This is a genomic window from Fluctibacter halophilus (genome assembly GCF_020687825.1).
Classification (GTDB): domain Bacteria; phylum Pseudomonadota; class Gammaproteobacteria; order Enterobacterales; family Alteromonadaceae; genus Fluctibacter; species Fluctibacter halophilus.
The window spans coordinates 124,344-146,208 of record NZ_JAJEWP010000003.1; the positions used below are offsets into that span (position 1 = coordinate 124,344).

Sequence of the window (21,865 nt, forward strand, 5' to 3'; positions counted from 1 at the left end):
GGATGAGCAAATCTGTCGCCGTCGCACAGCAAAAAAGTACATCCACCGGTTTTGCCCACTGGCGTGACTATTATGAAATGACCAAACCCAAGGTGGTCATGCTGCTGTTGCTGACCGCATTGGTGGGCATGTGCCTGGCGACGCCGGGTTGGGTCCCCCTGCAAGTATTGCTGGCAGGATTGGCGGGCATTGGTATGTTGTCCTCATCCGCTGCGGTGATTAACCATGTGGTGGACAGACGTATTGATGCGCAAATGGCACGCACCTTCAATCGCCCGGTACCCAAAGGTAAGATCAGTCCACAGCGAGCGCTGGTGTTTGCCGCTGTGCTGGCGGTACTGGGTTATGTGTGTCTGGACGTGTGGGTCAATCGTCTGACGGCTCTGCTGACCTTGGCCAGCCTGGTGGGTTATGCGTTTATTTATACCATGTATCTGAAACGGGCGACGCCGCAGAACATTGTCATCGGTGGTTTGGCAGGCGCTGCGCCGCCGCTGTTGGGCTGGACCTCTGTGACCGGAGAAATCCACCCCCATGCACTGCTGCTGGTATTGATTATTTTCACCTGGACGCCACCACACTTCTGGGCACTGGCCATTCATCGGGTCAAAGACTACGCCAAGGCGGAAGTCCCTATGTTGCCCGTGACCCACGGTGTCGAGTTCACCAAAACGGCGGTGTTGTTGTATACGGTACTGCTGACCTTAGTGTGTTTGTTCCCTTACCTGACCGGTATGACAGGGCTGGTGTATTTGCTTGGTTCCAGTCTGCTCAACGGTGGCTTCCTGTATTACGCCTGGAAACTCAAATATGCGCCGACGGAACGCACCGCGATGCAGACCTTTGCCTTTTCTATCGTGCATTTGATGGTACTCTTCGTGGTCCTGTTACTGGATCATTACTTTACCTGGACCTTATGAATCAACGAATTTTGCTTGGCAGTGCCGCTGCCATTGCCCTGGTGATCGGTTTGTATCTGGCTGTGGTGATCGCGCCGCCGTCGGAACCTGAGTCTCCACAGTACATGCAACAGTACCCCCAGCCACGGGCATTGCCGCCTTTTGCATTGTATACCGGCAATCAGGGCGAGTTTACGCAGCAGGACTTACAGGATAACTGGACCCTCGCGTTTGTGGGCTATACCTTTTGCCCGGATATTTGTCCGACAACCCTGGCGGAGTTGAACCGGATATATCCGCTGTTGCAACAACAGGTCAAAGATACGCCGTTGCAGGTGCTGTTTATTTCTGTCGACCCCAACCGGGATGATGCCCAGCGACTCGGTGAGTACATTCGGTTTTTCAATCCGGACTTTATAGCCGCCAGTGCTGAACACAAAACCCTGTTCCCGCTGGTCAGGGCTATGGGCATGATGTACGCCATTGCAGATGATACTTCTGATGGCGAGTACCTGGTTGACCACAGCGCTGCAGTCGTGGTGATCAATCCGCAAGGTCAGGTCATCGGTCGCTTTAAGCCAACCCATGCACCTGGCCAGTTGGCCATCAGCGATGGCGATCAGATCCTCGCTGACCTTCCACGGTTATTGGCACGGTAATGCACAGGGAATGGCGGGTCAAAGGATTGTCCGCCGCGGATGCCCGTCACGCTGCAGCCCTTATTTATTCGTCCGGACCACGTAGCCTCAGTGCATTGTTTGATGTGGATGATGTTCACACAGCATTGGACTTTCTGGGTCTGGCGTTTGCTGCCGATGAAGGCCAGTTCAGCCACCGCTATCACCAAGGTGTTCATGCGCCTGACGGGCGTCTCGTCGGGTTGGTGACCCATTGGCATGGCCCTCCCTCTGTGGCGTATCGCCAGGCGACTTTGCAGCTGTTACTCGATTATTACGGTGAGGAATCCACACGGGCGGTGATTGGCCGTAGTCAATGCCTTGCGCCTGTGGTAACTCTGCCTGATGCCGACCGATGGATACTGGGTCACCTGGGCGTAGACCCTGCGTTTCATCGTCAGGGCATTGCCCGTAGTCTGGTGAATGCGGTTGAACAGGCGGCACAACAGGCTGGTTGTGCGACGCTGGGTCTGGATGTTGAAGCAGACAACGACACGGCCATTGCTTTTTATCAATCCATTGGCTTTAAACCGCTTGAACGCAACGAACCCGATGCACAAGGGGCTTCACTAGGACTCGTACCTCACCTGTTCCTGAGTAAGTCTCTGGCCGCTTAGATCAGTGCAGCCATTGGCCGCTGGGATCTGCCACAAACCAAGGTTGAGAATACCAATAGTAACGTGAAGGTTGGCTGTTGCTCGGCACCGTGCAATTGATGCGGGTCCGTCCAGGCGACAGCGGTCCTGGTAGTGGCATGACAATGGCGGCAGCGGCCTTTTCGATGGTCATGGGTTGACCGTCCAAAAAGCAGTTAACCCGAGCCACGGATAAGTCTTTGGTGTCCACCGTCATTATTTGAGTCGGGGCTTCTGCGCCCAAGGGTTGTTCGGGATCATTGATGGCCAATTCGCTGACGGGCATGGCCAGGCTACGCAGTTTGACATCCAGGGTTTTCAAATTGGCGTAAATGCCTGCGGCGGCAAAACGTGGCAGGGCGCCGAAGTCGCTGTGACTGGCGATGGCCCCGGAATGCTGCGCAAATCCCACATAACCGGCGTCGCGCAGGCGCTGCTTCAGATCATGATTGAACTCTCCGAAGGGATACGCATGAAACCGCGGCACCTCGCCCAACTGCTGTTCAAGCATGACCTGGGCCTGCTCAATATCCTCCATCGTGCGGGTTAACCAGGCCGCCTGGGTCTCCTGCGCCTGACGTGTCAGCAGGTGATCGTGATACATGCTGTGATTGGCAAAGGTGACCCCGTCTTTATGCATGCTTTTGACCTCTTCCCACGTCAGTTGGTCACGATGAACACCAATCACCCCCGGGCTGATGAACACGGTATAGGGCATATCATAGGCTTGAAGCAGTGGGTGGGCGTTGGTCAGTATATTGCGATAACCGTCATCGAAGGTAATTGCCACGGTTTTGTCTGTTAGTCTCTGTTTGCTTTGCAATGCGTTGATGATGTCGGTCAGTGGGCGTACCTGAAAACCCCCATCTTTAAGGTGCTGCAAGTGACGACGGAACTGCTCGGGACTGATACTGGTACTGGGCGGTGTTGATGTGCTGACGTGGTGATAGATCAATACCACGGCGTTATCGGTGGATGCTCCGGCCAATCCCGGTAACAGGCACAGCAGCAGGCATATCCGTGACAAATATGATAAAACCGACGACATAGATTCTCCTTAGGATTTCAACACGTTGCAGCGATCAGACATGAGTTTAACAGGATTTTGGCAAGCCTCCGAGCATCGACGGCTTTGGGCGCTGAGTGTGCCGATGCTGCTGGCCAACCTGACCACGCCGTTAATCGGCCTGGTGGATACCGCGGTGCTGGGCCATATGGGCGGAACCGCTCCGTTGGCGGGCGCAGCGATAGGATCGCTAATCCTGACCCAGATCTACTGGGTCTGTGGCTTCCTGCGTATGTCGAGCACCGGACTCAGTGCCCAGGCCTATGGCCGCGGGAGCAATGTGCAGAGCAGCAAAGTGTTGCTGCAGGGTGGTACGGTTGCACTGGTGCTCGCCATGTTGTTATGGCTATTGCAGGTCCCCCTTGTGCAGGCGGGCATTTTTCTCAGTGATGCATCGCAGCAGTTGCAGCCGATCCTGAGTGCCTATTTCCATACCCGGGTGTGGGGGGCGCCAGCAGCACTGTTGAATCTGGTGGTGATTGGCTGGTTAATCGGTCGTCAGCAAACCCGCCAGGTGTTGTACATTCAAATCGTGGGTAACCTGTTAAACGCCCTGTTGGACGGGGTGTTTGTGTATGGACTGGAGTATGGCGTTACCGGCGTGGCGGCGGCATCCGTGATCGCTGAGTACACTATGTTGGTGCTGGGTATTCTTACGGTGCGTCAGGTGTTGCCCAATCTGCGCTGGACGCCGGCCTGGCTGCGTATGCGGGCGTTGAAACCGCTGGTGTTGATCAATAACGACATGCTGATACGTAACCTCGCTCTGCAGTTGTGTCTGGCTTATCTGACCCTGCAGGGAGCCCGCTACGGCACTCACGTGGCCGCGGTAAATGCCCTGCTGATGCAGTTCTTTGCCCTTATCGCCCTGGGCCTGGACGCCGTCGCCTACGGTGTTGAAGCATTAATGGGTGAGTATAAGGGGCGTAAGGATCAACGGCGAATGTGGCTGACATTGTGGCGCGGACTATTCTGGTCACAGGGCCTGGCAGTGCTCTATTGCCTGGTGTTTGCCGGTGGGTTCAGTGGGATTGTCGCGCTGCTGACCGACAGTGCAGCATTACGCGAGGATGCCCGGGGCTACTATGTCATCACGTTGGCAATGCCGCTGATCGCCCATGTGTGCTTTTTACTCGATGGGGTGTTTGTCGGACTGACCCGGGCCAAGGCGATGCGTAACAGCATGCTGCTCAGTGCCCTGGGGGTCTATTTTCCTTTGTGCCTGTTATGGCTGGACTGGCAGAACCATGGTTTGTGGTGGGCACTGCTGGCCTTCATGGCTGCCCGGGGTGTCACTTTGGGGGGCTACGCCATCTGGTTACTGGGTTATCGTCGCCAGGCGGTCTAGCCTTCATCCGCAGTCGGTGGACCAGCAATACCGCGTAACCTGACATCGCCAGGGCAAATCCGCACAGTATCAGTGCCACGGCAACCCACAAGATTTCGGTCCAGCTCGGGGGTACCAGGATGACCATTGCAAGCCCCAGCATAAACACCAGCAAGCCGACCAAAAAACGCCGCCAGCTGCCGTGCAATGGATTCTCCGCTGTCATCCTTTAACGACCCCCGGTCAGGGTTACTAGTAGTACGAGTGTTCACCGGCCTGGTGTTCGGTGGCGTCTTTGACCCCGTTCAATTCGCCGGCAAATTGCGCCAGCATCTGCTTTTCAATGCCGTCTTTTAACGTCACATCAACCATTGAACATCCGTTACAACCGCCGCCAAACTGCAGCAGTGCGATGCCATCCTCAGTGATCTCAACGAGCATAACCTTGCCACCGTGGCTGGCCAGCTGTGGATTGATCTCGGCTTCAATCATGTAATTGATGCGTTCTTCCAGCGGCGCGTCGTCAGCGACTTTACGGGCTTTGGCGTTGGGCGCTTTCAAGGTCAGCTGCGAGCCCATCTGATCGGTCACAAAGTCGATTTCGGCAGCTTCCAGGAAAGGCTCACTTTCCTGATCGATCACCGCATCAAAGCCATTGAACTCGATCACGGTATCACTCGGCTCGACCGCGTCCGCAGGGCAATACGATACGCCACATTCGGCGCTGGGCGTGCCGGGGTTGACCACAAATACACGAATGTTGGTGTCTGGCTCTTGCTTTTCCAGCAGTTTGCAGAAGTGCGCTTGTGCGGCTTCTGAAATGGTAATCATGGTGAAGTCCTGTTGGTGAATCATGGCCATAGGATACCAAATTTACTTGACTAAAACACTCAAGTAATAGGATTTTTATGTTGCTACAAATTGCGGCATACTGGGCAGGTAATTTACGCCAATTAAGGAACCTGTTTATGCGTCGCATGTGCCACTGGATACTCTGGTGCTGCTTTAGCCTGGCCGTAATGGCTCAGCCTGTTAAGGACAGTGATTACTTGCCATCAGACATGGCTTATGATCCTGCCATTCCCACGCCGTCAGCCATTTTGGGTGCCCCCGTCGGGGAATGGCATGTGCGTCATGATCAGCTGGTCAGTTACATGTATGCTCTGGCTGATGCGTCTGATCGGGTGCAGGTGATAGAAACCGGACGGACCCACGAAAACCGACCTCTTCTACTATTGGTGATCACAGCAGAGAAAAATAAAGCCAAGGTAACGGATTGGCAAAAGGCCCATCTGCAGCGGGTGATGGATGGCACGCCTGCGGATAAGAATGATCCGTTGTTTCTTTGGATGGGCTACAGTGTGCACGGTGACGAGGCTTCAGGCAGCAACGCGGCATTGCTGGTGGCCTACTATCTGGCCGCCGGCCAAGGCCCTGCGGTAACGTCATTGCTGGACAGCAACGTGGTGTTGCTGGATCCCTCCATTAACCCTGATGGTCTGGCGCGTTTTGCCCAGTGGGCAAACATGCACAAAGGGCGAAATCTGGTCGCTGACCCTGAGCATCGTGAACACGTACAGGGCTGGCCCAGTGGCCGAACCAATCACTATTGGTTCGATTTGAACAGGGACTGGCTGTTGCTGACACACCCGGAGTCACGGGCCCGTATTGCGCAGTTCCATCAGTGGCGTCCTCACGTACTGACCGATTTTCATGAAATGGGCGCTGACAGCAGCTACTTTTTCCAACCTGGCGTACCGTCGCGCAAGAACCCCTGGACACCGGCCAATAACGTTGAAATGACCGAAGCGTTGGGCAAGTTCCACGCTGCAGCGTTGGATAAGAAGGGAGAGCTTTACTACACCCAACAGGATTTCGATGACTTCTACTATGGCAAAGGCTCAACCTATCCGGATGCCCACGGTAGCGTAGGGATTTTGTTCGAACAAGGCAGCAGCCGAGGACACTTGCAGGACACTATCAATGGTCCACGACACTTTTCCGATGCCATTGCCAATCAGTTCGCAACCTCATTGTCGACCTTTGCCGGGGCCATGGCGAATAAGCAAGCGCTATTAAACATGCCATCGTCCTTCGCCGAGCAAACCGCGTCATTGGCGAAAAAAGACGATGTACGTGGCTATCTGATCCAGGAGCGCTTTGATGCTACGCGGCTTGAGGCGGCCAAAGACTTGTTGCGTCAGCACCACATCCGTTTTCAGGGACTGGAAAAGCCACTGACCGTAAATGAAACGACCTTTGATCCGGTCAGTAGTGTGTTTGTGCCGCTGGAACAGCCTCAATACCGCCTGATCAAATCCCTGTTTTCGACCCGCACCCGGTTTGATGATAATACGTTCTACGACGTGTCGACCTGGAACCTGGCGCTGGCGTTTAACTTTGAGTGGGCTGCGGTCGAGGGGCGCGACATGCGTAAGATCAGCGTTGGCGATGTCAATGCTAACGCCGCCAAGCCGACGGCGTTGCCCTCAGCCTATGCATACGGTTTTTACTGGCAAGACAGCCAGGCTCCGGCCATGTTGCAACGTCTACTGCGCGATGGGGTGCAGGCCAGGGTCAGTGGTCAGGCATTTTCTGCCCAGACCCCTCAGGGCACGATCAGCTTCCCGGCGGGCAGCGTGGTGATCCCTGCCGGCCTCAAACAGCCGCAAAACCTCACTGCGTTGCTCAGTGCCCAAATGGCCCAAACCGGGATCACGGTGTGGCCTATTAACAGTGGTCTGACGCCACAAGGCATTGATTTGGGGAGTGCATCAATGGTACCGGTCAAAGCGCCACGGGTACTGTTGGTGGGCGGTCGCGGTACGTCTCAATATGAAGCCGGGGAAGTGTGGCACTATTTGGATCAAACAGTGGATATGCCGGTTTCGATCATTGAGTTATCGCGCCTCGCACAGGTGTCATTGGACAACTACACGCACATGATTTGGGTTAGCGGGCGTTACGACAATGTCGATGAACCTCTGCGAGACGCGGTGGAACAGTGGGTCGAAGCCGGCGGCGTGCTGATCGGACAACAAAATGCCAGCCGCTGGTTTGCACAGCAGGAATGGTTGCCGGTGACCTACAAGTCCAACAGCGATGTCCAAAAAGCGTTCGAAACAGACGGTTTACGTTATGCCGACAAAGAAGCCCTGGCGTCTCGTCAGCGAGTGGCGGGTGCGGCATTTGAAGTGACCCTGGATTTGTCTCACCCGTTGGCATTTGGTTATACCCGTGAGACCTTGCCGGTGTTCCGCAACCGCAGTGATATCATGCAGTTGCCGCAAGGACCGTTTTTAACGGTTGCTCAGTACACGGCATCTCCGCTGATGGCTGGCTATGCATCGGCCGAAATGGAAGAGCAGATTGCCGGGTCAGCTGCGTTGGTCGCAACCCGACGGGGACAGGGGCTGGTGATTGGCTTTAGCGACAATCCGGTATTCAGAGGTTACTGGCGCGGGACGCAACGGTTGTTTGCCAATGCATTGTTCATGAGCCCATTGCTGATGAATTAACGGTTAACGTCAGTGCCCATACATCGATTTGCAGTGACGGTTGTTGTGCTTTAAGCGCCGCTGCTACTGCATTGATGGTGGCTCCGGTAGTGACCACATCGTCGAGTAAGGCGATGTGGTTCAATGCAACCGGACACTCGACATCAAACCCGTTGTGCAAATTACCCCGCCGCTGTGAGGCATCTAGCTGGTGCTGGGGTCGGGTGTTTCTTCGGCGCGTTACCAGATTGGGGTAGTATTTTATCCCGCACTGGTTGGCCAGTTCGGCAGCCATGACACCGGCCTGATTGAATCCACGGCGAGCCTGTCGCCAGGGATGCAGGGGCACTGGCACAATGCCTCTGGGCAAAGGCTCAATCTGCTCCAACAAGCGCTGACGAAATCCAAAAGTCAATGCCCGTCCAGCTGCCCTACAACCACTGAATTTAAAGCGTTGAACAAGGTAAGACCAAGGCCACTGATAAGGCGCCATGGCGTATAACGTGGTGATATGTGCCGTTTGCAGACCACTGCCTTGTCGTGGCGTGAGATCGGGCAAGCGTGGCGCATCCTGCAGGCAGATGTGACACAGTGGCGTCGAGGCCGGTTGTTCACATAGCAAGCAATGATCGTCAAGCGCAGGCAATAAGCCCATCGGCGGGATTGCAAAATTCATGTCTATCCTTAGACTGACGGCTGTTTAACACTTCACAGTATAGACCGCGCATGAAATTACAGACCGACATCTCCGGATCAGGGGAGCCACTGGTACTGCTTCACGGTTGGGGGCTCAACAGCGGCGTTTGGCATCCGCTGTTACCACGCCTGACTGAACGATATCGGGTTATCAGCATTGATTTACCGGGATTCGGCGTCAATGCCGACCGTCAGCCTTCGCCCTACGCATTGACATCGGTAGGACACATGCTGGCGGATGCGATCCCGGACGGCGCAACGGTATTGGGTTGGTCGTTGGGCGGGTTATTGGCGCAATGGCTGGCGATCCACTTTCCTCACAAAGTCAAACGACTGGTATTGGTGGCCAGTACACCGTGCTTTGTTCAACAGCAGTCGTGGCCAGGGGTCAGGCCGGCTGTGCTGCATACCTTTGAGCGTCAGTTGGAAAACGATTTCAGCGACACGCTGGATCGGTTTCTGGCCATTCAGGCCATGGGCAGCCCTTCTGCACGCCACGATATTCGTAATATACGTGAGTGCGTCAGCCAGTTTCCTGAACCGGATCCGGCCGCCCTGCGTCATGGCCTGACCTTACTGGGGACAGTCGACCTGCGTCATGAGTTGCCCCGAATCACTGCGCCGATTGCGCGTTTTTACGGCCGACTGGACAGTCTGGTACCGCACAAGGCCATTGAACTGATCGAATCTGTAAAGGGAAGTGATTACTTACATATTTTTGAACATGCGTCCCACGCGCCATTTATTTCCCATCCCGACGCCTTCGTTGAGCACCTGATGGCGGCATGTGACTCGCCCGTGGCGTAAAAAACTTCTCCAGCCCCCAGCGCAACTGGGCTGAGGCTAAAATTCGACTTTCAATTTTGGCTAAATTGGTTAATAATTAGCCATGAGGAAGTGGAGGTTTTTTTATGACGATCAACGTCAATGCCAGTGTTAATTCGGCGATCGTATCCGGCGGCTTGGGTTTACAGCGCGCCAGTGATGGGATTACTGAAGCGGCAGTCAACATTGCCCAACGTAATGCGCAAGCCCGCAGTCCACAGGAACTGCTCAGTGATGTTGCTACGCAGCAGCTGGGCGGCGTGCGTTCACTACTGCCCTCCGGCGGTGATTCGCTGACCACTGATCTGGTGGGCCTGAAGGTCAACGCCATCAATGCCCAGGCCTCCGCCAAAGTGTTGGATGTTGCTAACGATACCGTTGGTCGCATCATCGATGAGCTAGCCTAACGGACCGCCGGCAATGAACATTGTTACGCCACTCCCCACAGCCGTTGTTTTCACACCTGCGAATGTGAACACTGAGGCTGCACGCCGTGATAATGTACTGCGAGAAACCATCCCGCAAACCAGTGGTCTTGAAAACAGCGCTGCTGAAACCGGCTTGGGATCTGAATCTGATCGGGTCAAAAAGCCTGGCCAACCGCCTCAGCCTGTGACCTATGAGCGTCCGCAGCCCCAATCTGCCAATCCAACGGCGCGTGATGGCGACCCACTGGCCAAAGACAATGGTGAAGACCCCAGTGCCGGGCGTGAAAATGCTGAAAGTCGCCAGGAACAGCAGCAGGCGCAGCGAGAACAGCGTGAAATAGACGATCTGAAACAGCGAGATCAGGAAGTCCGTGCCCATGAACAGGCCCATGCTGCCCGCGGTGGTGAACATGCTGGCGCTCCGAAATACGAATTTGAAACCGGCCCTGATGGCAAGCGCTATGCGGTGGGCGGAGAGGTGTCCATTGACATCAGTGAAGAGGGCTCCCCGGAAGAGACGCTGCGAAAAATGCAGCAGGTTCGCTCCGCGGCATTGGCCCCTGCAGAGCCCAGCCCTCAAGATTTGAGGGTCGCCAGTGAGGCAAACCAACGCGCAATTGAAGCCCGCAAAGAAATAGCCAGTGAGCAAGCGGAACAAGCCTCACAAGCTTATCAGCGGGTTTTTCCTGACGATCAGGCGGATGCTCAGAATCGTCAAGGCCCAGAGCTGGACGATATTGTTAAAGGTATTCAAGGCGGCGGTGCACCCATCCGCAGCCTGTCTGAAGATCCTGTGGCGGAAGCCGTGGGGCTGGAGACGCCGAGACAACAGACCCGTGATTTGCTGTCTTCCCGGGATGAGCGGATAAACCGTCGCGCGGGCGTGATCGAAAACTTCTACCTCAACATCAGTGAAACCCGGCAGTCGCAGTTACAGCAGACCGCCTGACGTTGGGATGAATCTAGGATGAAAAAGCCGGCTGATGTGCCGGCTTTTTTGTGTGCTATTTCTGCTTTGCTTTGGCAAAGGCATCGGCAAGCGCGCTACCCATCGCACTGTTAACCGGTGCGGGTTGTTTATGCCGTTGGCCGCCGCCCGTTTGACGGGGACCTTTTTTGCCAGCGCGGTTGTTATCTGATTTACCGCCCTGGGATGGCGCGCCTGGCTGATCGTCCAGTCGCATGCTGAATGAAATTCGCTTGCGGGCAGGATCCACTTCCATCACTTTCACTTTGACGATATCGCCGGCCTTCACAACGTCGCGGGGGTCGTTGATGAATTTGTCCGTCATGGCGGAAATGTGCACCAAACCATCCTGATGAACGCCCACATCCACAAAGGCGCCAAAGTTGGCGACATTGCTGACCACCCCCTCGAGGATCATTCCCACCTTTAGATCATTGAGGGTTTCGACGCCTTCTTTGAAGGTGGCCGTTTTGAACTCAGGGCGAGGGTCACGGCCGGGTTTTTCCAACTCACTGATGATGTCGGTAACCGTTGGCACGCCGTAGCGGTCATCCACAAAGGTATCCGGCGACAATGCGCGCAGCACGTCGCGGTTGCCGATTAGGTCATTCACTGCCTTGGCAGTATGCTCAACGATCTTGTTCACTACCGGGTAGGCTTCGGGATGTACCGCGGATGCATCCAGTGGATTATTGCCATCAGTGATGCGCAGGAATCCGGCACACTGTTCGTAAGCTTTGGGCCCTAACCGCTCTACGTTGAGCAGGTCACGTCGGTCGGCAAATGCGCCGTGTTGATCCCGGTATGCGACAATGTTGTGTGCCAGGGTGCGGTTCAATCCGGAAACATGGCTCAGCAGCGCCGGAGAAGCGGTGTTGACATCCACACCAACGGCGTTCACACAATCTTCAATCACTCGCTCCAGCGAGCGTCCCAGATGACTTTGGCTGACATCATGCTGATATTGACCGACGCCGATGGCTTTGGGTTCGATTTTCACTAACTCTGCCAACGGATCCTGCAGGCGGCGTGCGATTGACACGGCTCCGCGCAGCGATACATCCATGCCTGGCAGTTCATTGGAAGCGAGTTCCGAGGCCGAGTACACCGAAGCGCCCGCCTCACTGACCATGATTTTCTGGGCTTTGATTGCACTGTTGGCCTTTAACATGTCGCCGACCAATTTGTCGGTTTCACGGGAGCCCGTGCCGTTGCCGATGCTGATCAGTTGTACTTTATGTTGTTGGCACAAGTTGGCCAGGGTACGCAGTGATTTGTCCCATTGGTTTTGTGGTGCATGGGGGAAAATGGTATTGGTGGCAACCACTTTACCGGTAGTATCAACGATGGCTACCTTAACCCCGGTACGCAAACCGGGATCCAGACCCATGGTCACTTTTGCCCCGGCGGGCGCTGCCATCAGCAGGTCATTAAGGTTTTTGGCGAATACCTGAATGGCTTCTTCTTCGGCCCGTTCACGCAGGGCGCCAAACAGTTCTGTTTCCATCGACAGCAGAATTTTTACCCGCCAGGTCCATTGCACCACTTGTGTCAGCCAGCTGTCGGCGGGTCGATTAGCCAGGCGCAGGTCGAGGTGGTCGGCAATGATTTGCTCACAAAAGGACGAACGGTCGTTAGCATCGTTGCTCGGATCGGCATCCATGGTGACCTGCAACATGCCCTCATTGCGGCCGCGAAACATGGCCAATGCCCGATGGGACGGCACGCTAGCGAGCTTTTCACTGTGCTCGAAATAATCGCTGTATTTAGCGGCCTGCTTTTCCATTCCGGCCACAACTTGGCTTTTGATGTGAGCATTCTTGTTCAGGTGGGCGCGAATTTTTTGCAGCAAAGCCGCATCTTCGGCAAAACGCTCCATCAGAATGTACTTGGCACCGTCCAGTGCCGCTTTGACATCTGCGACCCCCTTGTTTGCGTCGACAAAAGCCTGCGCTGTTTGCTCGGGATCCTGGTTAGGGTCGTTGAACAAGCTATCTGCCAGTGGTGTTAAGCCTGCCTCGATGGCAATCTGGCCTTTGGTGCGCCGCTTGGGCTTGTAGGGCAGGTACAAGTCTTCCAGTTCGGTCTTGTTTTCAGCGGCCATCAATTTGCTTTTCAGCACATCGGTTAGCTTGCCCTGCTCATCAATGGATTTGAGAATGACGTTGCGACGGTCGAGCATGTCACGTAAGTAGGTCAGGCGACTTTCCAGTCGACGTAACTGGGTGTCATCCAGACCTTGTGTCGCTTCTTTTCGATACCGCGCGATAAAGGGCACAGTCGCCCCTTCATCGAGCAGGTTAACCGCGGCATTGACTTGTTGAGGGCTGACACTCAGCTCCTCGGCAATTTTTTCTATGATCATGTGGTTTCCCTGATCCGTCGTCTTTTGAGGTCCGTTACTGTGGCGGACTTTTACGTAGTGTTATGTGGGGGCGAGCGCTACAGATTCCTAGTTCTGGACAGTAAAACCCTTGCTCGATTGATGAAAAAGCGCGCAGCTAGTCCTTGCCGGTTGGTTTTTCATACTCAATGGCGGTTATCCACCACACAAATTCTCCGGCTTCTGTGCGCACGACCGCTTCGTCATCGACTTGTTTTTTCAGCAGCGCTCTTGCCATGGGTGAGTCGATTGATATGTGGTCTTTTTCGCCAAAAATTTCATCGTAGCCAACGATTTTGAAGCGTTTTTGTTCTCCGCTATCATTCTCAACGGATACCCAGGCGCCAAAAAATACCCGACCTTCCTGTTCAGGTGAATAATCAACCACTTTGAGGTTTTCCAGGCTCTTGCGCAGGTAGCGCACCCGTCGGTCAATCTCCCGCAAGCGCTTCTTGTTGTACTGATAATCAGCATTTTCACTGCGATCCCCCAAACTCGCAGCCCAGGTTACTTTGCGGGTCGTTTCCGGGCGCTCAACACGCCACAGATGATCCAGTTCCTGAGTCAGTTTCTGATAGCCGGTACGGGTGATCAGCGGGGTTCTCAACGGGGTTTCCTCACAACAAGCCTATGACGTCGCAGTATACGTGATTCAACATCAAGGCTGTAGACAAAACCGTGTTTGTCGGTGTTTTTCGAACACGGAATAGACAGCGCCTTTGTTAGTCAAAATTGTTCCAAGAAAGAACACTGACAGGCAGGCAATCTGTCTGGTTTTTACTACACTTTAAGTAGGCTGAAATGAACGTACAGTTACGTAAAAAGGGCGTAACCTGTATCAGCCAGTGAGGTATGCAGAACTCTGTTGCCGGTGGCGCGTATCTCTTTCACTTACATTGTTAATTACACTGTTATAGAACGTCTTTTTGACAAATCGAACGGCAACACTGACAAGTCAATACCCGATTCTGATTGGGTAAAATTGCGAATGAATTAGCCAATTCGTGAGGGAATAAGGTTCAGCAGGGAGATACTAAGCTGATGTGTTGGAATAAAAAAAGCCGGGCATGTTGCCCGGCTTTTTTTGCGCGTTTAATAGGGGTTAGTCAGTCGCTTCTTCAGCGCTTTTCACCACTTCCAGCAGCTCAACTTCAAACACCAGTGTCGAGTTAGTGCCGATCTTGCCGGTACTGCGCTCACCATAAGCCAGCTCGGAAGGAATAAAGAATTTATACTTTGCCCCTTCTTTCATCAGTTGCACACCTTCAGTCCAACCTGAGATCACGCGGTGCAATGGGAACACGGCTGGTTCGCCCCGTGAATAGGACGAGTCAAATTCAGTGCCGTCAATCAAAGTGCCGCGATAGTGCACTTTTACGGTGTCCTGTGCACCCGGGCTGTCACCCTCGCCCGCTGTCAACACCTCATACTGCAGGCCTGAATCGGTAACGACAACGCCTTCACGCTTGGCATTTTCGGCCAGGTAGGCTTCACCGTCTGCTTTGTTCTTTTCGCCTTCAGCGGCGCTTTTCACTTGTTGTGCTTCGCGCACACTTGCGTCAAGGGCCTGAGCCAGGGCTTGCAGCTCTTCCTGGGTCATCTGTGACTGGCCTTGAATACCCGCGACGAAGCCTTTGAGAAGCAGCGCGCGATCCAGTTCGATTCCCAGCTCTTCCTGCATGGCCAGCTTTTGTTCAATGAATCCGCCCACACCGGCACCCAGTGCGTAAGCTTGTTTTTCAGCGTCGCTTTGCAGTTGAACTTGTTCGACTTTTAGCGGATCAGCTGCCTCCTGTTGACAGCCTGCCATGGCCAGCGTGGAACCGATTAGCATGGCGATTGCAGCCTTTTTCATTATAATTCTCCACAGTTTAATGAATGCATTGCTGTCCAACGGATGACAATATCCCTCGATAAACGGGTATCCGTTACAGCAGCGAAGGGCTTATACTAAAGCAAGGATGTGAATTCACAAGTGAAGAATCGGTTTTGTCGGGCCAGTGGGCATTAAATGACGTTATTTCAAGGTGGGGAAAGGCTGTGAAGGTGGTCATCAAAGGATGGTTAGTCGCTGCTGTTGCGGCCCTGAGTGCCTGTAGCCTGCCGGAAACGTCACCGGTGTCGCGAACGCGGCATGTGGCCGACGCGACCTATGCAGCCGATATCACCCCTGATGCAACATTGAGTGTTGTATCCAGCAATACCGAAGGGATCCTCGTGTGGGATCTGCAAACCCAGCAGCAGCGATTTCAACTGAGTCATGGCGATCCGAGTGTCAATGTGGTGGCGACTGTGCACGTCGCCGCTGATGGCAGTTACATGGTCAGTGCCGAACGCAGCACCTTTGCGCTGTGGAATCTGACCACCGGCGATCCGGAAGGGTTCTGGCGCATTGATGAGTCCAGCGTGCGGGATGTTGCGGTGGCCAATGGTGGTGTCGGATTGTTGGTGGGCAGAGGCAATGGCAAGGTCATGTACTTCGAGCCGGGCACTGGGCGTCGCCTGGAGTTTCTCGGTCATCAGGAAAAAATCAACAGCGTTGATTTGTCACCCAACGGTCATTATGCATTGACCGGTGGCAATGACTACACCGCCTATTTGTGGGATACCCGCAGCGGTCAGGTCATCCACCCGTTTCATCACAGCAGCCGGGTGACCAAAGTGGTGTTGGATGACAAGGGGCGTTATGCGTTTACCGCGGACAGCAAACGGGACGCGCGGATTTGGAATGTACAAACCGGCGAGCCGATCAGTACACTGCGCTACTTACAACGCCAGAAAATTTTCAGTTCAGCCGTCTTTTCCGACGACGGTAAGTATTTATTAACCGGTTCTCCATCGCGACGCATCAGTTTGTGGGAAGTGAGCAGTGGTAAAGAAGTTGCGGAGTGGAAAGTCGCACCGAAAAACGGTTCACAGCCGCCATCTGCGGTTGTTTACGCCGTTGCGTTTCGCGGTGAAAATCAAATTATGTCTGAAAGCAGTAGTGGTTTTGCCGAAGTATGGGCAATTCCATAAGAGGAAACTATGAGCCATTCCCTAGAAGAAGAAATTCACCAATTGCAGATGAAAGTCGCGTTTCAGGAAGACACCATCGAACAATTGAATGAAGCCTTGTCCAGTCAACAAAAGCAACTGGATGCACTGACCTTTCAGATGCGTCATGTTGTTGATAAGCTGAAACAGGTGCAGCCGTCTAACATTGCACGGCCAGACGAGGAAACACCTCCTCCCCATTACTGAGCAAACAGGAGTCACCTGGTATGCAAGGAACGAATACGCCCCCTACGCCTAAATCGGATAAACAGCTGGTGTCTGCCAGTGGTGAGGTTTTGAGCAGCGATCACCAGACCGGACGTGCCGTCGAACGCAGCCAGGAAAACAGTGAATTCGTATCGGTGATCGTGAAACGTACGGATGAAACCTTTCGTCATCCGGATGACATTCTCGAAAAAGCCATACACGAAGGCAAGGAGCAGCACGAACGCCCGGCGTTTTCGCTGTTTTTGTCCGCCGTTGCGGCAGGCATGATCCTGTGTTTCACCGTGTTAGCCGTTGCGGTAACCGCCTCAGTGCTGGGCTCAGAAAGCAAAGGTTTCGAGCGCGTGATCCTGGCGACCGTATACCCGCTGGGATTTGTGTTGTGCATATTGTCGCGTACCCAGTTGTTTACTGAGCATACCGCCACTGCGGTGTATCCGGTGTTGGATCGCAAAGCCCAAATCCGGTCACTGTTGCGCCTGTGGGGTATTGTGATTGCCGGTAACATGGTTGGCGGATTACTTGGCGCGGCAATGCTGGTGATGGCCGAACCGGTGATTGTTGCTCACGTGGGCTATGTGCAACTGGCTGAACATATTATGCACTATCCTGCTGATGTGCTGTTCATTAGCGCAGTGCTCGCCGGGTGGCTGATGGCGTTAGGGGCCTGGATTGTGCTGGCCACTCACTCGACCATCAGTCAGATCCTGAGCATCTATATCGTAACCTTTGTCATTGGACTGGGTGGACTGCACCACTCCATCGCTGGCAGTGTTGAATTGTTTGCCGCTGCATTGGTGGGAGATGCTATCGATTTTGGCCATTTGCCCTTCACCATCCTGACCATGTTGGCCGGCAACCTGGTCGGTGGAAGCGTGTTTGTGGCGGTGCTTAATTATGGCCACATCCGCCATTCCCAACGGGTGGAAAAAACGCCCGCCAACGCTAAAAAGTCAGGGTAAAACGGGCACCTCCCTGGGGCACATTGACGACACCGATGGTGCCCCCGTGGGCAATCATGATTTGGCGGCTCAGTGCCAGTCCTACGCCGGAACCTTCACGCTTGGTGGTAAAAAACGGCACAAAAATCTTATCCAACAGATCCGGCTTGATGCCCGTGCCGTTGTCAGTCAGGCTGAGCACGGCGTGACTGCGTCGGTTTAATCTCGCCTCAATCTTTACTTCACCGTTGTCGGAGCCTTGCAGTGCGTGTTGTGCATTGTGCAACAGGTTAATCAGCACTTGTTCCAACATTGCCCGGTCCGCGGAAATTTGCAATGACGCAGGCTGAACGTCAATGCTCAGGGTGATGTGCTGGTTTTGCCAATCGTGGGCGACCACCGTTGCAACATCATCCAACAGCGATTTGACGCCAACCGGTGCCAGTTGGGGATCCGGTAGCCGGGTCAGACGACGATAACTGCCGACAAAATGCATCAGGCTGTCACTGCGCCGCGCTAACGTGTCAACCGCATCTTGTAGGTCCTGCATGTCGTGATGCAATGCCTCTGGCAGGTCGCTACGTTGTTGGATGTCAGTGGCCAACTGGCTGGCGGTCTGTGCCAATGAGGCGATGGGTGTCATGCTGTTCATGATCTCGTGGGTTAACACCCTGACCAGGTCCTGCCAGGCATTGAGTTGTGCGGTGTCCAGCTCGCTGCGTATGTCCAGCAAGCTGACCAGTTTTTCTCGTTGCCGGTCATACAGCAGATCGGTGGCAGAGACCGCCAGTTGATGGTCCATACCGTCCACATCGAAAGTCATCAGTTGTCGTTGGCCGGGCTGCAGCTGATTGATTTGGGTAGGCACGTGGGGGCCAAACACGGCCAGATTGTCGATATGGGTGATCTCGCCTGATCCCAATAAACGACGGGCGCTCTTGTTCCATTGAGTGAGCTGACCATTGGTGTGAACGCTGATCAACGGGACCGGAACGTGCTCGACCATGGCTCTGAGGTGTCGCAGTGCCGTTTCCTGTTCTTCGCGCTGATGCTGGAAGCGCGCCAGAATCGCGTTGAAGGTGCTGCCGAGCTGTTCGAAGCCGGTGCCCAGCGACGGAAATTCAAACCGTTGGGTGAAATCGCCATAGCGCGCAGCGTCCAGAAAGCGACTCAGTTCTTCGTTGGTCTTTTTTACAAACGTCAGTGTTTCCCAGATCAACACCATACACAGGCCTGCCAACGCGATGCTCAGAATGTGGTAACCGGGGGTGGCAATCGCCCACACCAGCGACAGTACCACGGTCACCATGATCACGACGCGGACACTGAGGTGCCAGGAAAAGTGATTAAAGGCCATGTTTTTCCATCCTTCGGTACAGTGCTGCACGGGTCAATCCGAGTGCCTTCGCGGCATGACTGATGTTGTATTTGTGTGTCGTCAGCGCCCGTTGGATGGTGTTTTTCTCCAGCTGTTCCAGGTTTAGTTCTTCAGATGCCTGAGAAGGGGCGGCTGTGACGCTGCTATCGACCGAGTGGGGCACTGGATTTGATGGCGCGACGGTTGCGGTCAGGAGCAGATCCTGTGGCGTCAGGGAATCCCCACGGGCCAGGATCACAGCCCGTTCAATGGCGTGACGCAGCTCTCGAATGTTACCTGGCCATGCATAGCGGTGCATTTGCTGCAGCAATGCAGGGGCAAAGCCATTGATGGTTTTGTGGTACTTGCGTGCATAATGGCTCAGATAATGCTCGGCGATGGGTTGAATATCGTCGGCCCGTTCGCGCAACGGTGGTAGGGTGAGTTCTACAGTGTTGAGCCTGAACAATAAATCCTGTCGGAAGTATTGCTCATCGCGCAATTGACTGACCGGCAGGTTGGTCGCAGCAATTACCCGAACATCGAAGGGGATCCCTTTGTTTGCGCCCAGCGGTGTCACTTCCCGTTGCGCCAACACAGACAGTAACTTGGCCTGTAAATGCAGCGGCAGATTACCAATTTCATCCAGAAACAACGTGCCGCCATCCGCGGCCTGCAGCCGACCCGTGCGGTCTGATTGAGCGCCGGTAAAGGCCCCCTTACGGTGACCGAACAATTCACTTTCGAACAGGCTTTCGGCGACAGCACCCAAATCCACCGCCATAAATACCCGGTCCTTGCGCGGGCTGGCGGCATGAATCGCGCGGGCCATCACTTCCTTACCGGTGCCGTTTTCCCCCAGTATCAGCACATTGGCATCCGACGGAGCGCAACGCTCCACCAGATCCAGACAATGCTGCATACTTGCTGAGCGGGCGATGATCGGCTGGCGTACTCCGGCTGACGCTTCCACCAGTGCCGAGTTGGTATGGCGTAACTGATCGGCTTCATTTCTGGAGTGACCCAGCTTGACCGCACTGGAAACGGTCGCCAGCACTTTGTCATTGTGCCAGGGCTTGGCAATGAAGTCGGTAGCGCCCCGTTTCATGGCATCGACGGCGACATCGACGCCACCATGGGCGGTGATCATGATCACCACCGCCTGGGGATCGAGATGGAGGATTTCGTCCAGCCACCGGTAGCCCTGTTCGCCACTGCTCTCGCCCGGCCCGAAATTCATGTCGAGCAGAATTGCATCGAATTTCTCCCGGCCCAGCAGGGTCGGAATGTGTTCGGGCTGATTGCACACGGTGACATCGCTGAAATGCCGTTTCAGCAACAGTTTTCCGGCGACCAATATGTCCTGATCGTCATCCACCAGCAGGATGCGTCCTGTTTGCTTGTCCATCGTTGTATCCATTGCCTGACTGTTCAAAAGCGTACACCAACTGTTCGAATTCGTACACTTTGGTATGAATGCACCTGGCCTATATTTTAATTTAGTTAATAAAAACAATGTGTTATGAGTTGGCCTGATCCTTGTACTACTCATGCCAGTGATTCATTGACAGGAAAAACAACCATGACCCAAGCGCGCTCTGTGGTGAAAAATTTGCATCAACCGACGCCAACGTCCGCTACCAATGTGTCTGGTGCCGGTATGGACAGGGTGATTGAGCGCCCTCAAAAGTGGCGCATGCCTTGGCTTATTGGCATCGCCGTTGCTCTGATGGTTGCCATTGTCTGGTGGCTACAACAGCAGAGCAGTGGTCAATCGCTCAACGTCAATGGTCAACAAATCATGCTGGGCACGGTGACACAGGGCACCTTTGAAGATTTTATACCGGTACGAGGCCGGGTGACGCCGGCTAAAACCCTGTACCTGGATGCCATTGAAGGCGGTCGCGTTGAGCGTGTTCTGGTGGAAGATGGCGCGACCCTGGAAGAAGGACAGTTGATCGTTGAATTGTCCAATGCCGCCTTGCAACTGAACGTGCTCAGCAACGAGGCCCGGGTCGCAGAGCAGCTCAACAACATTCGTACGCTGGAGCTCAATCTTGAGCAGAACCGCTTGCAGCATAAGCGCAACATCATCGATATCGAATATCAGATCAAAATGCTGACCCGTCAGTTGGCCCGTGAAGCTACGTTGCGCCAGACCAACGCGGTCAGTGAGTCCCAGTATCAGGACACCGCTGACACGCTGGCGTGGTATCAGCAGCGCCTGAATATCACCAAGGAAAGTCAGGCATCGGATGCACGGATGCAGGAAGCCCAACTGGTGTTTCTGAAAACCACCGGTGAGCGCCTTGAGCACAATCTCAGCCTGTCGCAACAAAACCTGGAGAGCATGAACGTGCGTGCGCCGGTGGCGGGCAAACTGTCTGGCTTTGATGTGGAAGTCGGACAAAGCATCGGACGTGGCGAGCGTCTGGGCCAGATTGACACCCCCAACGATTACAAGATAAGCGCCCTGATTGATGAGTTTTACCTGGGCCGCGTGGATATCGGCCAACTGGCGGAGTATGACGGCTATCAACTGCGTATCAGCAAACTGTATCCGCAGGTGCAAAACGGGCAGTTTGAAGTGGATCTGGAATTTGTCGGACAACAGCCGGATACCGTGCGTCGTGGTCAGTCGGTGCAACTCAAGCTCACCCTGGGGGATGCTGCCAAAGCTGTACTGATCCCCAACGGTGCCTTTTACCAGGACACGGGTGGCCGTTGGGTGTTTGTGGTTAACGCTGACGGCCAACAGGCGGTGCGTCGCCCCGTGCGTCTGGGTCGCCGCAACAACCAATTCATCGAAGTTATCGACGGGTTAGAGCCGGGGGAGCGAATTGTCATCAGCCCCTACAACAACTACCTCGAGATGCAGCAACTCAACATTCAGAATGCAAAGTAAG

General features: G+C 54.5%; 20 protein-coding genes. 12 read left to right on the top strand and 8 right to left on the bottom strand.

Translation table 11 applies throughout. The features are described from left to right. Positions 1-2: 2 nt before the first annotated feature. Genes cyoE through LJ739_RS12200 form a run of 3 tightly spaced genes read left to right on the top strand, consistent with a single transcriptional unit; the run spans position 3 to position 2,193 of the window. Positions 3-920 (top strand): heme o synthase, encoded by a 918-nt coding sequence (gene cyoE / locus LJ739_RS12190; protein WP_229160883.1) that lies wholly within the window; start codon positions 3-5, stop codon positions 918-920. Beyond that, positions 917-1,558 (top strand): SCO family protein, encoded by a 642-nt coding sequence (locus tag LJ739_RS12195; RefSeq protein ID WP_229160884.1) that lies wholly within the window; start codon positions 917-919, stop codon positions 1,556-1,558. The genes cyoE and LJ739_RS12195 overlap by 4 nt, the downstream gene beginning before the upstream one ends. Then, on the top strand, positions 1,558-2,193 hold the full coding sequence (locus tag LJ739_RS12200; protein WP_229160885.1) for a GNAT family N-acetyltransferase: 636 nt from the start codon (positions 1,558-1,560) through the stop codon (positions 2,191-2,193). Before LJ739_RS12195 ends, LJ739_RS12200 begins: the two co-directional genes overlap by 1 nt. A 1-nt stretch (position 2,194) precedes the next feature. On the opposite strand, the gene LJ739_RS12205 is transcribed toward LJ739_RS12200, so the two are convergent. Further along, positions 2,195-3,259 (bottom strand): polysaccharide deacetylase family protein, encoded by a 1,065-nt coding sequence (locus LJ739_RS12205; RefSeq protein WP_229160886.1) that lies wholly within the window; start codon positions 3,257-3,259, stop codon positions 2,195-2,197. A 40-nt stretch (positions 3,260-3,299) separates the two neighbouring features. On the opposite strand from LJ739_RS12205, the gene LJ739_RS12210 reads away from it, so the two are divergent. Then, a complete protein-coding gene (locus LJ739_RS12210) occupies positions 3,300-4,625 on the top strand; it encodes an MATE family efflux transporter (RefSeq protein WP_229160887.1) in 1,326 nt (441 codons plus the stop codon). A 231-nt stretch (positions 4,626-4,856) separates the two neighbouring features. Here LJ739_RS12210 and nfuA read toward each other — a convergent pair whose 3' ends face one another. Continuing rightward, positions 4,857-5,435: a Fe-S biogenesis protein NfuA gene (gene nfuA / locus LJ739_RS12215; protein WP_229160888.1), complete on the bottom strand. Its 579-nt coding sequence runs from the start codon at positions 5,433-5,435 to the stop codon at positions 4,857-4,859. Positions 5,436-5,572: 137 nt separating this feature from the next. Between nfuA and LJ739_RS12220 the strand changes: the two genes are divergently transcribed. After that, positions 5,573-8,122: a M14 metallopeptidase family protein gene (locus tag LJ739_RS12220; protein WP_407646782.1), complete on the top strand. Its 2,550-nt coding sequence runs from the start codon at positions 5,573-5,575 to the stop codon at positions 8,120-8,122. Here LJ739_RS12220 and LJ739_RS12225 read toward each other — a convergent pair. After that, positions 8,097-8,777: a ComF family protein gene (locus LJ739_RS12225; RefSeq protein ID WP_229160890.1), complete on the bottom strand. Its 681-nt coding sequence runs from the start codon at positions 8,775-8,777 to the stop codon at positions 8,097-8,099. The genes LJ739_RS12220 and LJ739_RS12225 overlap by 26 nt on opposite strands. Positions 8,778-8,827: 50 nt before the next feature. On the opposite strand from LJ739_RS12225, the gene bioH reads away from it, so the two are divergent. From bioH to LJ739_RS12240, 3 genes are all read left to right on the top strand, one after another. Next, positions 8,828-9,604, top strand: a complete 777-nt coding sequence (bioH, locus tag LJ739_RS12230; protein WP_229160892.1) for a pimeloyl-ACP methyl ester esterase BioH — start codon at positions 8,828-8,830, stop codon at positions 9,602-9,604. Positions 9,605-9,708: 104 nt separating this feature from the next. Then, on the top strand, positions 9,709-10,029 hold the full coding sequence (locus LJ739_RS12235) for a hypothetical protein (RefSeq protein WP_229160894.1): 321 nt from the start codon (positions 9,709-9,711) through the stop codon (positions 10,027-10,029). Between the two features lie 13 nt (positions 10,030-10,042). Further along, entirely contained in the window at positions 10,043-10,999 is a 957-nt protein-coding gene (locus tag LJ739_RS12240; RefSeq protein WP_229160895.1) for a putative metalloprotease CJM1_0395 family protein, read from the top strand. 55 nt (positions 11,000-11,054) lie between these two features. On the opposite strand, the gene LJ739_RS12245 is transcribed toward LJ739_RS12240, so the two are convergent. From LJ739_RS12245 to fkpA, 3 genes are all read right to left on the bottom strand, one after another. After that, positions 11,055-13,382, bottom strand: coding sequence for a Tex family protein (locus tag LJ739_RS12245; RefSeq protein WP_229160897.1), 2,328 nt, complete (start codon positions 13,380-13,382; stop codon positions 11,055-11,057). Positions 13,383-13,518: 136 nt separating this feature from the next. Beyond that, positions 13,519-14,007: a transcription elongation factor GreB gene (gene greB / locus LJ739_RS12250; RefSeq protein ID WP_229160899.1), complete on the bottom strand. Its 489-nt coding sequence runs from the start codon at positions 14,005-14,007 to the stop codon at positions 13,519-13,521. Positions 14,008-14,502: 495 nt separating this feature from the next. After that, positions 14,503-15,258 (bottom strand): FKBP-type peptidyl-prolyl cis-trans isomerase, encoded by a 756-nt coding sequence (gene fkpA, locus LJ739_RS12255; RefSeq protein ID WP_324254909.1) that lies wholly within the window; start codon positions 15,256-15,258, stop codon positions 14,503-14,505. 188 nt (positions 15,259-15,446) lie between these two features. Here fkpA and LJ739_RS12260 point away from each other — a divergent pair, with 188 nt between their 5' ends. Genes LJ739_RS12260 through LJ739_RS12270 form a run of 3 tightly spaced genes read left to right on the top strand, consistent with a single transcriptional unit; the run spans position 15,447 to position 17,623 of the window. Next, positions 15,447-16,418, top strand: a complete 972-nt coding sequence (locus tag LJ739_RS12260; RefSeq protein ID WP_229161203.1) for a WD40 repeat domain-containing protein — start codon at positions 15,447-15,449, stop codon at positions 16,416-16,418. Between the two features lie 9 nt (positions 16,419-16,427). Beyond that, positions 16,428-16,643 (top strand): SlyX family protein, encoded by a 216-nt coding sequence (locus LJ739_RS12265; protein WP_229160903.1) that lies wholly within the window; start codon positions 16,428-16,430, stop codon positions 16,641-16,643. Positions 16,644-16,663: 20 nt separating this feature from the next. Further along, positions 16,664-17,623 carry a formate/nitrite transporter family protein gene (locus LJ739_RS12270; protein WP_229160905.1) on the top strand — a complete coding sequence of 320 codons (960 nt, stop codon included), beginning with the start codon at positions 16,664-16,666 and terminating at the stop codon, positions 17,621-17,623. Here the strand turns inward: LJ739_RS12270 and LJ739_RS12275 are convergent. Together LJ739_RS12275 and LJ739_RS12280 are read right to left on the bottom strand one after the other, a co-directional pair. Then, positions 17,607-18,959, bottom strand: a complete 1,353-nt coding sequence (locus LJ739_RS12275) for a sensor histidine kinase (protein ID WP_229160907.1) — start codon at positions 18,957-18,959, stop codon at positions 17,607-17,609. The two genes, LJ739_RS12270 and LJ739_RS12275, sit on opposite strands and share 17 nt — an antisense overlap. Continuing rightward, positions 18,949-20,367, bottom strand: coding sequence for a sigma-54-dependent transcriptional regulator (locus LJ739_RS12280; RefSeq protein WP_229160909.1), 1,419 nt, complete (start codon positions 20,365-20,367; stop codon positions 18,949-18,951). Before LJ739_RS12280 ends, LJ739_RS12275 begins: the two co-directional genes overlap by 11 nt. Before the next feature lie 174 nt (positions 20,368-20,541). Here LJ739_RS12280 and LJ739_RS12285 point away from each other — a divergent pair, with 174 nt between their 5' ends. Then, complete coding sequence (locus LJ739_RS12285; RefSeq protein WP_229160911.1) at positions 20,542-21,864, top strand: efflux RND transporter periplasmic adaptor subunit; 1,323 nt, start codon at positions 20,542-20,544, stop codon at positions 21,862-21,864. The last annotated feature ends 1 nt before the right edge of the window (position 21,865 follow it).